Here is a 14,445-nt window from a genome sequence, read left to right on the forward strand (position 1 = left end):
AAGGAGCATCCGCGGTGGTACACACGCAGTCGACGACCGGGGCACGGGCGGTGCTGCCGGTGTTGTTCGCGGCCTGGGTTCTGCTGGCAGCCACCGGCACCGCTGCCGCCAGCGTCGATGACCCGCCGGCATTGAGTTTCGAGCAGGCGCGCGAGCGCCTGGAGCAGGTCTCCGACGCGCTGGCCGCGGCCGACGCGGGAGTGCGCGGCAAGCAGGACCTGCAGGACGCCACCCGCTACCTGCGGCTGCCGGAAATCACCGGCGACATACGCCGCATGCAGTTCCAGAAATCGCTGGAGCTGCCGCTGGGTTCGCTGGCGCCGGTGGCCGAGGCGTTCGGCATCGAATCGCCGCTGCGCTTCGCCGAGCGCGACTGGCGCACCCGCCCGATCGTCACCGCCAGCGTGCCGCTGTACAGCGGCGGGCTGATCCCGGCGGCGCAGCAGGCGGCGCAGGCGGCCACCGCCCAGGCGCAGGCCGAGCGCGAGGCGCAGCGGCAGTCGCTGGCGCTGCAGCTGGTGCAGGCCTATTTCGGCCAGCAGCTGGCCGAGCGCGCGGCGCAGGTGCGGCGCGAGGTCCGCGATGGCCTGCAGCGGCACCTGGACGACGCCCTCAAGCTCGAGCGCGAAGGCTTCGCCAGCCGCGCCCAGCGCCTGCAGGCCAGCGTCGCCCGCGACAAGGCCGAGCGCGATTACCAGAAGGCGCTCAACGACCTGGCCACCCTGCAGCAGGCGCTGGCCACGCTGCTGCGCAGCGGCGGCAACGTCGGCACCACCTCGCCGCTGTTCGTGATCGACGCGCCGCTGGGCGCGCGCGAGGATTTCGAGCGCAGCGCGCTGCAGCGCCACCCGCAGATCGAACGCCTGCGCGCGCTGGGCCTGCAGGCCGAGCAGGGCGTGCGCGTGCAGCAGGCCAGGCTCAAGCCGCAGGTCTACCTGTTCGGGCAGTACGACCTGCACCGCCGCGACGCGCTGCTCACCGACGCCGACTGGGCGTTCGGCATCGGCCTGCGCTACACCTTCCTGTCGCCGACGGCGCGGCCGCTGCAGGTCAGCGCGGCGCGGGCGCAGCTGGAACAGGCGCGTGCCGGCCTTGGCGAGGCGGAGAACCAGGTGCGGCTGGGCGTGGGCAAGGCCCGGAACGAGCTGGACACCGCCCGCACCCAGTTCCGGCTGCTGGACAGCAGCATCGCCCAGGCCGAGGAGAACCTGCGCCTGCAGGAACTGTCCTTCCGCGAAGGGCAGGCGACCTCGCTGGACGTGATCGACGCGCGCCTGGGGCTGGGTGCGGCGCGGGTGGAACGGGCGCAGGCGGCCTACCAGTTCGACGTGGCCCTGGCGCAGCTGCTGGAAGTGAGCGGGCAGATGCAACGGTTCGACGACTACCGCCGGCGGGCGGACAAGGTGCTGGAATGAGCGATACACCGGGACAGGCCACGGGACCGCGGCAGCGCCGCGTTTTTGCCATCGCTGGCGTGCTGTTGCTGGCGTTGGTGGCGCTGGGCCTGTGGCTGGGCCTGCGCACGCCGCCCGACCAGGTGCAGGGCATGGCCGACGCAGACAGCGTCAACGTCGCGGCCAAGGTCACCGCGCGGCTGCACGCGCTGCACGCGCGCGAGGGCGACCGGGTCGCGGCCGGGCAGGTGCTGTTCGAGCTGGACAGCCCGGAAGTCGCGGCCAGGGAGCGCCAGGCCGCCGCGGTGGTCGCGGCCGCACAGGCGATGGCGGACAAGGCCGAAGAGGGCGCGCGCAGCGAGGACATCCGTGCCGCCGAGGCCAACTGGAAGCGTGCCAGGGCCGGCGCCGAGCTGGCCACGGCCACCTTCCGGCGGCTGGACACGCTGTTCAACGAGGGCGTGGTCACCCGGCAGAAGCGCGACGAAGCCCAGGCCCAGGCGCGCAGTTCGGAGGAGCTGGCGCGTGCGGCGCGGGCGCAGTACGACCAGGCGCTGGCCGGCGCGCGGCGCCAGGACAAGGCCGCCGCGCTGGCGCAGGTACGGCAGGCCGAGGGCGCCAGGGCCGAGGTCGATGCCGCGCGCCAGGAAACCCGCGGCCACGCGCCGCTGGCCGGCGAGGTGAGCAAGCGCATGGCCGACATCGGCGAACTGGTGCCGGCCGGCTACCCGGTGTTCACCCTGGTCGACATCGACCACATGTGGGTGGCGCTGACCCTGCGCGAGGACCAGCTGCACGGGCTCGCGACCGGCGCCACGCTGCACGGCACGATCCCGGCGCTGGGCGGGCGCAAGGCCGCGTTCGAGGTCTATTTCATCAGTCCGGCCGGCGACTACGCCACCTGGCGCAGCACCCGGCAGTCGTCCGGCTACGACGTACGCAGCTTCGAGGTGCGGGTGCGTCCGCGGCAGCCGATCGAAGGGTTCCGCCCGGGCATGAGCGTGCTGTTCGCATGGCCGCAGGGCTGACGGCGGGCGCCGGGGCCGCGTTCGTTGCGTCGCTGCGGCGCGAGCTGCGCCATTGGCGCGGGGATCGCTGGGAACTGGCGCTGGTCACGCTGATGCCGTTGCTGGCGATGGCGCTGATGATGGCGCTGTTCTCCGGCTCGGTGCTGCGCCAGGTGCCGGTGGCGCTGGTGGACCTGGACGGCAGCGCCGACAGCCGCGCGCTGGCGCGCGCCATCGATGCCAGCCCCGGGGTGGCGCTGGTGCGGCAGCCGGCATCGCTGCAGCAGGCGCAGGCGCAGCTGCGCGCACTGGAGGTGTTCGCCATCGTGCTGGTGCCGCGCGACATGAGCCGGCGCGCGCTGCGCGGCGAAGCGGCACCGGTCTACGCGTTCTACAACGCCACCTACATGGCCACCGGGCAATCGGCCGCGCGCGACATCGCCGAGGCGGTGGGCGCGTACAACGCGCGCATGCTGAAGGAGCGGATCGGCCTGCAGGCCGGGCCGGCGCGCCTGCGTGCGGCGCCGGTGACGGTGCAGGCCACGGTGCTGTACAACCCGGCGCGCAGCTATGAACTGTTCCTGCTGCCGCTGATCTTCCCCGCGGTGCTGTCGCTGCTGGCGGCACTGGCTGCCGGCGGCGCCTTCGGCCGCGAGCGCCGCGACGGCCTGCTGGCCCCCTGGCTGGGGCGGCGGCCGTGGGCCGCCATCGCCGGCAAGCTGGCGGCGTACGTGGCGCTGTTCTCGCTGTATGGCGCGCTGGGTGTGCTGTACGTGGCATACGTGCGCGGCGATGGCGTGGCCGGCAGCCTGTGGCTGCTGTTGCTGGCACAGCCGCTGTTCTACCTGGCCTGCTGCTGCTTCGCGCTGTTGTTCATCGCCCTTGCCCGCGACATGTGCACCGGGCTGTCGCTGGTGGGGCTGAGCATCGGCACCGCGCTGGCGTTCTCCGGCGCCACCTTCCCGGTGATCGAAGCGCCGCTGTTCACCCGCGTGTGGAACGCGCTGCTGCCGCTCACCGCCTATGTGCAGGTGCAGATGCAGCAGTTGTTCATGGGGGCGGCGTGGACGGTGTCGCTGCGCCCGCTGGGCGTGCTGCTGCTGATGGCGGTGGTGGCCGGCGGCACCGGGTCGCTGCTGCTGGCGCGCGCCGCGCGCGGCGCACCGCGGCCGCTGCCGGCATGAGCCGGGTCGCCGCCAGCTTCGGCGCCACCCTGCGGGCGGTGTTCGCCGACTCGGCCGCGTGCACGGTGATGATCGGCGCGGTGCTGTTGTATTCGTTCTTCTACCCGGCGGCCTACCGTCACCAGGTCGCCAGCGACCTGCCGCTGGCGGTGGTCGACGCCGACCGCAGCGCCACCAGCCGCGCGCTGGTCCGGCATGTGGACGCGCTGCGCGCGGTGCGGGTGGCGACCCAGCCCCGGGACCTGGCGCAGGCGCGCGCGCAGCTGGAAGCCGGGCAGGTCGACGGCATCGTGCTGATCCCGGCGCGGCTGGAGCGCGACATCCTGCGCGGCGGCAGCGGCCAGCTGGTGTTGCTGGGCAATGGCGCCTACCTGAGCCACGCCAGCGCCATCCTGAGCGGCCTGGCCGAGGGCATCGGCGCCTTCGGCCGCGACCAGGCGGTGCGCCAGGCCGGCTTCATGGGGCCGCCGCTGGCGGCACCGCTCGAACTGGTGCAGCGGCCGCTGTACAACACCCGCGAGGGCTACGGCAGCAGCGTGGTGCCGGGCGTGGCCGAGCTGATCGTGCACCAGACCCTGCTGCTGGGCATCGGCGTGCTGCTGGGCACCCGTCGCGCGCAGTCGGGGCGGCGCCTGCAGGTGGCGCCGCCGGTGCTGCTGGGCATCGCCGCGGCCTTCACCCTGGTGGCGGTTGCCGGGCTGCTCTACTACGCCGGTTTCAACGCCTGGGTGCAGGACTACCCGCGTGGCGGCAACGTGCCGGGCCTGCTGCTGGCGGTGCTGCTGTTCGCCCTGGCGTCGGTGGCGTTCGGCCTGTTCGTCGGCAGCTTCTTCACCACCCGCGAGCGCGCCTTCCAGTACGTCACCGGGGTCTCGATCCCGCTGTTCTTCCTGTCCAACCTGTCATGGCCGGCGCTGGCCTCGCCAGCGGCACTGGTGGCGCTGGCCACGCTGCTGCCGACCACCGCGGGCATCAACGCCATCGTGCGCACCCAGCAGATGGGCGCGCGCGTGCCCGAGGTCGGCGGCGAGCTGCTCAACCTGCTGCTGCTGGCGCTGCTGTACGGCGCGCTGGCGGCATGGCGGCTGCGCGTGCCGGCGCGGCCACCGGCATGACCCGGGCGAATGCCGCGGGCGACGGCATAATGCGGGCATGGATTCCCTCAGCCAGATCGTCCTCGGCGGCGCCGTCGCCGCCGCCATCGCGCCCGCCGGCCACCGCCGCGCGGCGCTGCTCGCCGGTGCCGCCCTGGGCACGCTGCCCGATCTCGACGGGCTGCTGATCATCGCCTTCACCCGCGACCCGGTGAGCCTGATGACGGTGCACCGCAGTTTCAGCCATTCGCTGTTCGTGCTGCCGCTGCTGGGCACGCTGATCTGGTGGCTGTACCGGCGCTTCGGCCACGGCCGGGTGGCGCAGGCGCCGCTGCGCTGGTGGTGGGCGATGGTGCTGGCGCTGGTCACCCATCCGCTGCTGGACGCGTTCACCGTATACGGCACGCAGTTATGGTGGCCGCTGATGCCGCATCCGACGATGTGGTCGAGCGTGTTCATCATCGATCCGCTGTACACGCTGTGGCTGGGCCTGGCCTGCGCGGTGGCGTGGTTCGCGCGGGCGCGCCCGCTGGCGCAGCGCGCGCTGGTCGCCGGGCTGGTGCTCAGCTGCGGCTACCTGGGTTGGTCGCTGCTGGCCAAGCACCTGGTCGAGCGCGATGCCGGCCGCGCGCTGGCGGCGATGGGGCTGGCCGACGCACCGCGGTTCTCGGTGCCGATGCCGTTCAACACGCTGCTGTGGCGGGTGGTGGCGATGACCCCGCAGGGTTACGTGGTCGGCGACCGCTCGCTGTGGGCCGACCACGGGCCGATGCGCTTCACCGGCCATCCCTCCAACGTGCAGGCGCTGCGCCAGGCCGCGGCGATCCCGGCGGTGGCGCGGCTGCAATGGTTCAACCGCGGTTTCATGCGCGCGCAGGTGCGCGATGGCGAACTGGTGCTCAGCGACCTGCGCATGGGCCTTGAGCCGGACTACAACTTCAGTTTCGCCGTGGCCCGCGAGCAGGGGGGCCGCTGGGCGCCGATTGCGCCGCGGCAGCTGCGCCCGGTGTACCGCGACGCCGGTGGTCGCGCGGTGCTGGAGCAGCGGCTGGCGCAGGTCTGGCGCCGGATATGGAACGATGAGGGCGTGATGCCGGCGGCGGAGGTGACGGGCGGCTAGGCGGGAGATTCCGGCGGAAGGTCGTCGTGCTGAATTTGGAACAAATAGTGATTTATTTAATATTTGTTCTGAATTTGTAGCCAATTACACTGGCGCCCATTCCACGAATGGCCGCCTTGCCGGCTTTCCTTCCTTCCGGAGTCACCATGAACAGCCAAGCCATTGCCCTGTACAAGCAGCGTCGTTCCCAATACGCGCTCGGCCGCAACCTGCCCATCGGCCAGGACCAGGCCACCGACCTGATCAAGCAGGCCATGCGCGAGGCGCCGTCGGCCTTCAATTCGCAGCCCACCCGCGCGCTGATCCTGCACGGGGCGCAGAGCGTGAAGTTCTGGGAGCTGGTCAAGGACGCGCTGCGCCCGATCGTGCCGGCCGCCGCCTTTGCCGCCACCGAGGGCAAGCTGGACAGCTTTGCCGCCGGCGCCGGCACGGTGCTGTTCTTCAACGACGTGGACGTGACCCGCGGCCTGCAGGACCAGTTCCCGCTGTACGCCGACAACTTCCCGGTCTGGGCCGAGCACGCCAACGGCATCGCCCAGTTCGCGGTGTGGACGGCGCTGGCCGAAGCCGGCGTCGGCGCCAGCCTGCAGCACTACAACCCGGTGGTGGACGAGGCGGTGCGCCGCGAATGGGGCATCGCCGGCAACTGGCAGCTGCGCGCGCAGATGCCGTTCGGCTCCAACGAGGCGGCCATCGGCGAGAAGAGCTACATGGAAGACGAGGCCCGCTTCAAGGTCTTCGCCTGAGCGTTCCGGCGCGCTCCTCCCCCCGCGCCGACCCCGGCCCGTCCGCTTCGCGGGCGGGCTTTTCAATGCCCCGGGCCGGCGCTGGACAGTGCCGCCACCAGGTGCAGGACGTGGCGGCTCTCAGGCCGCAGCCAGCGGCTGCGCGGCGATCAGCCCGTCGAAGTAGTCGCGGGTCAGCCGCAGCTGCGCGTCGGCACTCTCGGCGGCGTTGACCACGGCGCGGAAGGCCGCGCGCTGCTCATCGGTGTGTTCGGGCCGGTCCTTCGCGTACCAGCCCAGGTGCTTGCGGGCGATGCGCACGCCCTGCGGTTCGCCGTAGAAGGCATGCAGGTCGGCGAGGTGGCCGAGCAGGATGTCGCGCACTTCCTGCAGCGACGGCGGCGGCAACTCCTGGCCGGTGGCCAGGTAGTGGGCGATCTCGCGGAAGATCCACGGCCGGCCCTGCGCTGCGCGCCCGACCATGACCGCGTCGGCACCGGTGTGGGCCAGTACCTGCGCGGCCTTGCGTGGTGAATCGACGTCGCCGTTGGCCAGCACCGGGATGTCCAGCATGGCCTTGATCGCGGCGATGGTGTCGTATTCGGCGGTGCCGGTGTAGTGCTGGTCGCGGGTGCGGCCATGCACTGCCAGCGCGGCGATGCCGCTGTCCTGGGCGATGCGGGCGATGGCCGGGGCATTGCGCACCTGCGCGCACCAGCCGGTGCGGATCTTCAGCGTGACCGGTACGTCCACCGCGCCCACCACCGCCTCCAGGATGCGCGCCACCAGCGCCTCGTCGCGCATCAGCGCCGAGCCGGCCCACGCATTGCACACCTTCTTGGCCGGGCAGCCCATGTTGATGTCGATGATCTGTGCGCCGTGGTCGACGTTGTAGCGCGCGGCCTCGGCCAGCTGCCGCGGTTCGGTGCCGGCGATCTGCACGCTGATCGGCGCCGGCTCGCCGGCATGGTCCATGCGGTGGATGGACTTGCGGGTGTTCCAGAAGCGCGGGTCGGAGATGGTCATCTCCGAGGCGGCCAGGCCCGCGCCGAGCCGTTTGCACAGCTGCCGGAACGGTTTGTCGGTGACGCCGGCCATGGGCGCGAGCACCACATTGGGCGCGATGGTGTAGGGGCCGATCTGCATGCGGCGCATTGTAGTGCCCGGCGCGGCGCCGATGCCGGCGCCGGCCCGGTGCGCGGGCGTGGCTTCAGCCATCATCCGGTTTGCCGGTGGCGGCGCCGCGCCATCGCCGCGCCGCCGTGAGCGGCCGCGGTCAGTGGAGCGGCGGCCCGGGGGCTCAGGCGGCGTCGGCCGGGGTCATCCGCGGCATCGCCGCGGCGGCGCCTTCGCTCTCGGTGGAGCGGGCCGCGTACTGGTTGGCGAAGCGCACGTGCTTGATGAAGGCCGCGTCCGGCGCCTGCGCCAGCGAGGCCGCCAGGGCGCCGTTGAAGGCGTCGCCGGCACCGGTGGTATCGACCACCTGCGCCGCCTCGGCGGCTACGCGGTAGTAGGGCTGGCTGTCGCCGCGCAGGCGTTCCTCGTCGTGCGAGACGAACACGCCGACCGCGCCGAGGGTGACCACCACGGTGTTGCCGGACAGCTTGCGGCACAGCGCGTGCAGGCTGGCGCCGTCCAGCGCCGCCACGTCGTCGGCCTCCACCCGCTCGCCGACATGGCGGCCGAGCAGGGCGGCGAACTCGGTTTCGTTCGGGGTCAGCACGTCGGCCAGCTTGAGCAGGCCGATGGTCGACGGGGCGTTGGCCGGGGCGGCGTTGAGCACGGTCAGCACGCCGGCCTCGCGGGCGATGCCCAGGGCTGCCTCGATCGACTCCACCGGCGACTCCAGCTGCGCCAGCAGCACCCCGGCGGCGCCGATCAGCGCCGCGTTGGCGGCCATGAACCCGGTGCTCAGCGAGGCATTGGCGCCCGGGCCGATGACGATGGAGTTGCGGCCGCGGCTGTCCACGTAGATGCCGGCGGTGCCGGTGGGCTCGCTGCTGGCCTCGGCGGCCAGCACGATGCCGTCGGCCGCGGCCAGCTGCCGCGCCAGCGCGCCGCCGGCGTCCTCGCCCAGCGCGCAGACGAAGGTGATGCCGGCGCCGGCGCGCCGCGCGGCCACCGCCTGGTTGAAGCCCTTGCCGCCAGGACCGGTGCTGTAGCGCCCGGCAATGGTCGCCCCCGGCGCGGGCAGGGCATCGCAGCGCCAGACGTGGTCGACATTGAAGGAACCGGCAACAACAACAGACTTCATGGAATCAATTTCTCTTCAGGTGGCTTGGGGGAGCCGAAGGGGGAGCGCGTGGGCTCAGCCGAAGTGGCTGAGCACGCCGGCGATGGTCGCCGTCATCAGCGTGGCGATGGTGCCGCCGAGCACCGCGCGCAGGCCGAACTTGGCCAGGTCGTGGCGACGGTCCGGGGCCAGCCCGCCGATGCCGCCGATCTGGATGGCGATCGAGCTGAAGTTGGCGAAGCCGCACAGCGCGTAGGTGGCGATCAGGCGGCCTTCGTCGCTCAGGCTGACGCCGGCGACATTGCCCTTGATGATCTCCGACAGCTGCAGGTAGGCGACGAACTCGTTGATCACCACCTTCTGGCCGATCAGCGAGCCCACGGTGGTGGCGTCGGCCCATGGCGTGCCGATCACCCAGGCGATCGGCGCCAGCACGTAGCCGAAGATGGTCGCCAGGTTGGTCGGCTTGCCGATGGCCTGGGCCAGGCCGGTGACCTCGCCCAGCCAGGTCAGCGGTGCGTTGAGCAGCGCGATCAGGGCGATGAAGGCCAGCAGCATGGCGCCGATGTTCAGTGCCAGCTTGAGGCCGTCGCCGGCGCCGGCGGCAGCGGCGTCGATGATGTTGGACGAGGTCTTCTCCACTTCCATCTTCACCGTGCCGCGGGTCAGCGGGGTGCCGGTCTCGGGCACCAGCAGCTTGGCGATCACCAGCGTGGCCGGTGCGGCCATGATCGACGCCGCCAGCAGGTGCTTGGCGTAGAACGCCTGCGCCACCGGGTCGCCGCCACCGAGCATGCCCACGTAGGCGGCCAGCACGCCGCCGGCGATGTGCGCCATGCCGCCGATCATCATGGTGATCAGCTCGGACTGGGTCATCTTCGGGATGTAGGGACGCACGGTCAGCGGCGCCTCGGTCTGGCCGATGAACACGCTGGCGCAGACGCTGGTGGTTTCCGCGCCGGACACCCGCATCACCTTGGTGATCGCCCAGGCCATGACCTTGACCACCGCCTGCATCACCCCGACGTGGTAGAGCACGCCCATCAGCGCCGAGAAGAAGATGATGGTCGGCAGCACCTGGAAGGCGAAGATGAAGCCGTACTTGGACACGTCCATCAGGCTGCCGAAGATGAAGCCGGAGCCTTCGTTGACGAAGCTGAGGATCTTGACGAAGCCCTGGCCCAGCCAGTCGAACACGTCGCGCCCGCCCGGCACCAGCAGCACCAGCGCGGCGAAGGCGATCTGCAGGCTGATGCCGGTGGCGACCAGCTTCCAGTCCACTGCCTTCTTGTTGTTGGAAAACAGCCAGGTGATGCCGATCAGCACCGCCAGACCGAACAGGCCGAAGCCGATCCTGCCCAAACCTTCGACCATGAGTATTCCCCGGGCGAGCCCGCAAAAGCGGCAAGCCTAGAGCAGCGGCCAGTGGCGGGCAACAATCCCGATGCCGGGCGGGGGCAACGGCGGCGATCAAGCCGCCATCGGCAAGGTCCCGGACGCTATCGGTCCGGTGGCGGCGGTTACACTGGCGGCTGTCCGCGCCGCCGGCGCGCACCGTGTTCCAGGAGCCAGCCATGCAATACCGCCGCCTCGGGTCGTCCGGCCTGCAGCTTTCCGCCCTGTCCTTCGGGGCCTGGGTCACCTTCGGCAGCCAGATCGCCCGCGGCGAGGCCCGCAACCTGATCGCCGCGGCCTGGGACAACGGGGTCAACTTCTTCGACAACGCCGAGGTCTACGCGCAGGGCCGGGCCGAGCAGGTGATGGGCGACGTGATCGCCGACCTGCGCCTTCCGCGCGACGGCTACTGCGTGTCCAGCAAGGTGTTCTTCGGCGCGGTCGAGGCACCCAACCCGCTGCAGCGCGGGCTCTCGCGCAAGCACGTGCACGATGCCTGCCATGCCGCGCTCAAGCGCCTGCGGGTGGACTACCTGGACCTGTATTACTGCCACCGCCCGGACCCGGAGGCGCCGATCGCCGAGACCGTGCAGGCGATGGATGTGCTGATCCGCCAGGGCAAGGTGCTGTACTGGGGGACGTCGGAGTGGTCGGCCGCGCAGATCGCCGAGGCGGTGGCGTTCGCCCGCGGCAACGGCCTGCACGCGCCGAGCATGGAGCAGCCGCAGTACAACCTGCTGCACCGCACCCGGGTGGAGCAGGAATACGCGCCGCTGTACGCCGACGCCGGGCTGGGCACGACCATCTGGTCGCCGCTGGCCTCGGGCCTGCTGACCGGCAAGTACAACGACGGCATCGTGGCCGGCTCGCGGCTGGCGCAGCCGTCGCTGGGCTGGCTGCAGTCGGCGGTGCTGGGCGAACCGGCCGATGCGCGGCTGGAAAAGGTGCGGCGCTTCACCGCGCTGGCCGCGGAGCTGGGCGAATCGCCGGCGCAGCTGGCCATCGCCTGGTGCCTGCGCAACCGGCATGTCTCCAGCGTGATTCTGGGCGCCAGCCGGGTCGCGCAGCTGGAGGAGAACCTGCGCGCGCTGGAGGTGTTCGAGCGCCTCGGCGAGGACGCGTGGGGCAGGCTGGAGGCCGCGTTCGACTGATGGCGGCGACGGGCCGGGGGCGTTGCCGCCGGCCTGGACGCGCGGTGGGATGGGCGCGCGTGGCAAAAGCGTGCGCGACCCTCTTGCGTCGCGGATGAGAATCATTATCATCAATTCCGTCCCCGCCACGGAACCGCCGCGATGTTCGCCCAACCTGTCCTGCTCCGTCCCCGTACCCTGCACCTGCCGCAGCGTCCCGCCCCGCGCCCGCTGCCCGTCGACGACGCCATCGACAGCGGCGCGCTGCTGAATGGCCAGCGCGAGATCCTGATCCGCCATGGCGACCGCGTTTACCGCCTGCGCCATACCAGCAACGACAAGCTGATCCTCACCAAGTAATTCCCGGCCGCAATCGCCGCCAGCCGGCGCGTCCGCGCGTCATGCCCGCCTGAATCGCATCTTCTCTCCCCCTCGGCCGCGGCCGGGCCGCTGCGGCGGCCGGCCGCTGTGCCGCGGGCCAACCTTTCGATTCCAGGTACCCATGATCCGTCCCACCGCCTTGAGCGTCGCCCTGTGGGCGACGCTGTTTCCCGCCCATGCCGACCCCGCCGCGCCGGCCGATGCCCACCAGATGGACCGCGTCCAGGTCACCGCCACCCGCACCGGGCGCGCGGTCGGCGACGTCGCCGCCACGGTCGACGTGATCGAACGCGAACAGCTCGACCGGCAGCTGGTCCATGACATCGACGACCTGGTCCGCTACGAACCGGGCATCTCGGTGACCCGCAGCGTGGCCCGCTTCGGCCTGGGCGGCTTCCGCATCCGCGGGCTGGACGGCAACCGCGTGCTGATCCAGACCGATGGCATCGCCATGCCGCGCAGTTTCGCCATTGGCAGCTTCGCCAGTGCCAACCGCGACTTCACCGACCTGGAAACGCTCAAGCGGGTGGAAATCGTGCGTGGTCCGGCCAGTTCGCTGTATGGCTCCGACGCGCTGGGCGGCGTGGTCGCCTTCGTCACCAAGGACCCGGCCGATTACCTGGGCGACGGCAAGCACAGCCACGTCGGCCTGAAGCTGGGCTACGACGGCGACTGGCAGGGTCTGCTGGGCGGGGTGACCACCGCCTTCGGCGGCACGCGCTGGAGCGGCATGGTCAACGTCAACCACCGCCAGGGCCAGGAAACCGGCAACAAGGGCCGGGTGCGCAGCGCCGACAACACCCGCACCGCGGCGAACCCGCAGGAGCGCGACGGGCGCAGCGTATTGTCCAAGCTGGTCTATGCGCCGGACCCGGACCAGCGCCTGCGGCTGACCGTGGAGGGCAACGAGGACATCACCGACACCGACGTCCTGTCGGCCATCGACCATGCCACCACCACCGGCATGAAGGCGCACGACAAGCAGACCCGCGCGCGGGTGTCGTTCGCCCATGAAATGGATGCCCTGGACGCGGCCTTCGCCGACAGCCTGCGCTGGCAGCTGTACCGCCAGGACAGCGAAACCACCCAGGTCACCGACGAGGCCCGCGCCAACCGCAGCCGCCGCCACCGCGTGTTCGATTTCGACCAGCGGGTGCATGGCGCGCAGGCGCAGTTCGACAAGCGCCTGGCCACCGGCGCGGCGGAGCACGCGCTGACCTGGGGCTTCGATGGCACCTGGACCCGGATCCGGCAGAAGCGCGACGGCTACCAGGTGCTGGCCAATGGCGGCACCAGCAGCACGATCCTGCCCGACGCGTTCCCGGTGCGCGACTTCCCGGTCAGCCGCACCACCGAGCTGGGCCTGTACCTGCAGGACGAGGTGCGGCTGGCCGACGGCCGCCTGTCGCTGGTGCCCGGCGTGCGTGTGGACCACTACCGGCTCGAACCGCAGGCCGACGCGATCTTCAGCGACGACAACCCCGGCGTGGCGCTGGCCTCGCTGCGCAAGACCAGCGTGTCGCCGAAGCTGGGCATGGTCTGGCGCCTGGATCCGCGCTGGTCGCTGTTCGCCGGCTACGCGCGCGGCTTCCGCTCGCCGCCTTACAACGACGTCAACCTGGGTTTCACCAACGTCATGTTCGGCTACACCGCCATTCCCAACCCGGACCTGAAACCGGAAACCAGCAATGGCCTGGAACTGGGCGTGCGCTACGTGGGGCCGGCACTGTGGGCCAGCCTCGGCGGCTACCGCAACGACTACCGCGACTTCATCGAATCGCAGCGCTACGTCGGTACCAACGCACAGGGGCTGATGGTGTTCCAGTCGCAGAACATCGCCGACGCCCGCATCCATGGCGCCGAACTGAAGGCGGGGCTGGAGCTCGGCGCGCTGGATGCGCGGCTGGCCGGCTGGTCGCTGCGCGGTGCGGCGGCCTGGTCGCGCGGGCGCAACCTCAGCGAGGGCGTGCCGCTGGACACGGTGGACCCGCTGCGCGGCAGCCTCGGGCTGGCCTACGACCGCGACGACTGGGGCATGCAGCTGGCCGGCAGCTTCGCCCGCCGCAAGGGCCGGGTCGCCAGCGCCGACGCGTTCCGCCCGGCCGGCTACGGCGTGCTCGACCTGATGGCGCACTGGCGCTTCGCACCGGGCGCCACCGCCCACGCCGGCGTGTTCAACCTGGCCGACCGCCGCTACATCGAATGGTCCGGCCTGGCCGGGACCCTGGCCGCCTCCAGCAGCGTGGTCGACCGCTACAGCAACCCCGGCCGCACGCTCTCGGCCAGCCTGTCGCTGGCCTGGTGAGCGGCACCGGCCGCCTCCCCCGATGGAGCGTCACCCGGCCATGGACGGCCTTCCCACCGCCCCCGAGGAACCCATGATGAAACCGCATTGCGCCAGCCTGCTGCTGGTGTGCGCCGCCAGTGCCGGCGCCTCCGCCGCGCCCGCCGACCCCGTCCGCGACCACGACACCATCGTGCGCATGCAGGGCGAATACACGGTGGATTTCGCCTTCGACGAAACCGTGCTGCTGCAGCCCGGCTATGCGCGCGCGCCGGCGATGCGTAGCGGCGGCAACGAACTGGTGGTCGTGGTCGAGGACACTCCCACCCGCATCGTGCTGCAGCACCTGCTGGTGGATCCGGCCAGCGGCCACGTGACCAAGCACTGGCGCCAGGACTGGACCTACGAAGCGCCGGTGCGCTTCGAGTTCAGCGCCGACCAGACCTGGCGGGTGCGCCCGCTTCCCGCCGACCTCACCCGCGGCGCGTGGACCCAGTG

At 71.5% G+C, this 14,445-nt stretch carries 13 protein-coding genes; 10 read left to right on the forward strand and 3 right to left on the reverse strand.

Annotated elements, in window-relative coordinates:
• The first annotated feature begins 59 nt into the window (after positions 1-59).
• From ABB33_RS12475 to ABB33_RS12500, 6 genes are all read left to right on the forward strand, one after another.
• Positions 60-1,415 (forward strand): TolC family protein, encoded by a 1,356-nt coding sequence (locus ABB33_RS12475; protein WP_380610115.1) that lies wholly within the window; start codon positions 60-62, stop codon positions 1,413-1,415.
• Positions 1,412-2,422 carry an HlyD family secretion protein gene (locus ABB33_RS12480; protein ID WP_054667578.1) on the forward strand — a complete coding sequence of 337 codons (1,011 nt, stop codon included), beginning with the start codon at positions 1,412-1,414 and terminating at the stop codon, positions 2,420-2,422. Before ABB33_RS12475 ends, ABB33_RS12480 begins: the two co-directional genes overlap by 4 nt.
• A complete protein-coding gene (locus ABB33_RS12485; protein WP_056932324.1) occupies positions 2,407-3,585 on the forward strand; it encodes an ABC transporter permease in 1,179 nt (392 codons plus the stop codon). The genes ABB33_RS12480 and ABB33_RS12485 overlap by 16 nt, the downstream gene beginning before the upstream one ends.
• Positions 3,582-4,700 carry an ABC transporter permease gene (locus ABB33_RS12490; RefSeq protein WP_056932325.1) on the forward strand — a complete coding sequence of 373 codons (1,119 nt, stop codon included), beginning with the start codon at positions 3,582-3,584 and terminating at the stop codon, positions 4,698-4,700. Before ABB33_RS12485 ends, ABB33_RS12490 begins: the two co-directional genes overlap by 4 nt.
• A gap of 37 nt (positions 4,701-4,737) precedes the next feature.
• A complete protein-coding gene (locus ABB33_RS12495) occupies positions 4,738-5,799 on the forward strand; it encodes a metal-dependent hydrolase (protein WP_056932326.1) in 1,062 nt (353 codons plus the stop codon).
• A gap of 146 nt (positions 5,800-5,945) precedes the next feature.
• Positions 5,946-6,545 (forward strand): nitroreductase family protein, encoded by a 600-nt coding sequence (locus ABB33_RS12500; RefSeq protein WP_056932327.1) that lies wholly within the window; start codon positions 5,946-5,948, stop codon positions 6,543-6,545.
• Between the two features lie 120 nt (positions 6,546-6,665).
• On the opposite strand, the gene dusB is transcribed toward ABB33_RS12500, so the two are convergent.
• From dusB to ABB33_RS12515, 3 genes are all read right to left on the reverse strand, one after another.
• A complete protein-coding gene (gene dusB, locus ABB33_RS12505; RefSeq protein ID WP_054668774.1) occupies positions 6,666-7,670 on the reverse strand; it encodes a tRNA dihydrouridine synthase DusB in 1,005 nt (334 codons plus the stop codon).
• A gap of 154 nt (positions 7,671-7,824) precedes the next feature.
• Positions 7,825-8,778, reverse strand: a complete 954-nt coding sequence (locus ABB33_RS12510; protein WP_056932328.1) for a ribokinase — start codon at positions 8,776-8,778, stop codon at positions 7,825-7,827.
• A 54-nt stretch (positions 8,779-8,832) separates the two neighbouring features.
• Entirely contained in the window at positions 8,833-10,131 is a 1,299-nt protein-coding gene (locus ABB33_RS12515; protein WP_054667572.1) for a NupC/NupG family nucleoside CNT transporter, read from the reverse strand.
• A gap of 200 nt (positions 10,132-10,331) precedes the next feature.
• Here ABB33_RS12515 and ABB33_RS12520 point away from each other — a divergent pair, with 200 nt between their 5' ends.
• The 4 genes from ABB33_RS12520 to ABB33_RS12535 form a co-directional block, all read left to right on the forward strand.
• The gene (locus tag ABB33_RS12520) at positions 10,332-11,303 is read left to right on the forward strand and encodes a potassium channel beta subunit family protein (protein ID WP_056932329.1); all 972 of its coding nucleotides are present in this window, start codon (positions 10,332-10,334) and stop codon (positions 11,301-11,303) included.
• 141 nt (positions 11,304-11,444) lie between these two features.
• On the forward strand, positions 11,445-11,642 hold the full coding sequence (gene hemP, locus ABB33_RS12525) for a hemin uptake protein HemP (protein WP_054667571.1): 198 nt from the start codon (positions 11,445-11,447) through the stop codon (positions 11,640-11,642).
• A 142-nt stretch (positions 11,643-11,784) separates the two neighbouring features.
• Complete coding sequence (locus ABB33_RS12530) at positions 11,785-13,968, forward strand: TonB-dependent hemoglobin/transferrin/lactoferrin family receptor (protein ID WP_056932330.1); 2,184 nt, start codon at positions 11,785-11,787, stop codon at positions 13,966-13,968.
• 76 nt (positions 13,969-14,044) lie between these two features.
• The coding region (locus ABB33_RS12535) for a DUF6607 family protein (RefSeq protein WP_338108058.1) at positions 14,045-14,445 on the forward strand (401 nt) is incomplete at its 3' end.

This window comes from Stenotrophomonas acidaminiphila (assembly GCF_001431595.1).
In the GTDB taxonomy this organism is placed as follows: Bacteria; Pseudomonadota; Gammaproteobacteria; order Xanthomonadales; family Xanthomonadaceae; genus Stenotrophomonas; species Stenotrophomonas acidaminiphila.

Bases quoted from the DNA above. Each gene is read 5' to 3' on its own strand.
- ABB33_RS12515 (WP_054667572.1), bottom strand. From the start codon at position 10,131: ATGGTCGAAGGTTTGGGCAGGATCGGCTTCGGCCTGTTCGGTCTGGCG.
- ABB33_RS12485 (WP_056932324.1), top strand. From the start codon at position 2,407: ATGGCCGCAGGGCTGACGGCGGGCGCCGGGGCCGCGTTCGTTGCGTCG.
- ABB33_RS12530 (WP_056932330.1), top strand. From the start codon at position 11,785: ATGATCCGTCCCACCGCCTTGAGCGTCGCCCTGTGGGCGACGCTGTTT.
- ABB33_RS12510 (WP_056932328.1), bottom strand. From the start codon at position 8,778: ATGAAGTCTGTTGTTGTTGCCGGTTCCTTCAATGTCGACCACGTCTGG.
- hemP (WP_054667571.1), top strand. From the start codon at position 11,445: ATGTTCGCCCAACCTGTCCTGCTCCGTCCCCGTACCCTGCACCTGCCG.
- ABB33_RS12520 (WP_056932329.1), top strand. From the start codon at position 10,332: ATGCAATACCGCCGCCTCGGGTCGTCCGGCCTGCAGCTTTCCGCCCTG.
- dusB (WP_054668774.1), bottom strand. From the start codon at position 7,670: ATGCAGATCGGCCCCTACACCATCGCGCCCAATGTGGTGCTCGCGCCC.
- ABB33_RS12500 (WP_056932327.1), top strand. From the start codon at position 5,946: ATGAACAGCCAAGCCATTGCCCTGTACAAGCAGCGTCGTTCCCAATAC.
- ABB33_RS12480 (WP_054667578.1), top strand. From the start codon at position 1,412: ATGAGCGATACACCGGGACAGGCCACGGGACCGCGGCAGCGCCGCGTT.
- ABB33_RS12490 (WP_056932325.1), top strand. From the start codon at position 3,582: ATGAGCCGGGTCGCCGCCAGCTTCGGCGCCACCCTGCGGGCGGTGTTC.
- ABB33_RS12495 (WP_056932326.1), top strand. From the start codon at position 4,738: ATGGATTCCCTCAGCCAGATCGTCCTCGGCGGCGCCGTCGCCGCCGCC.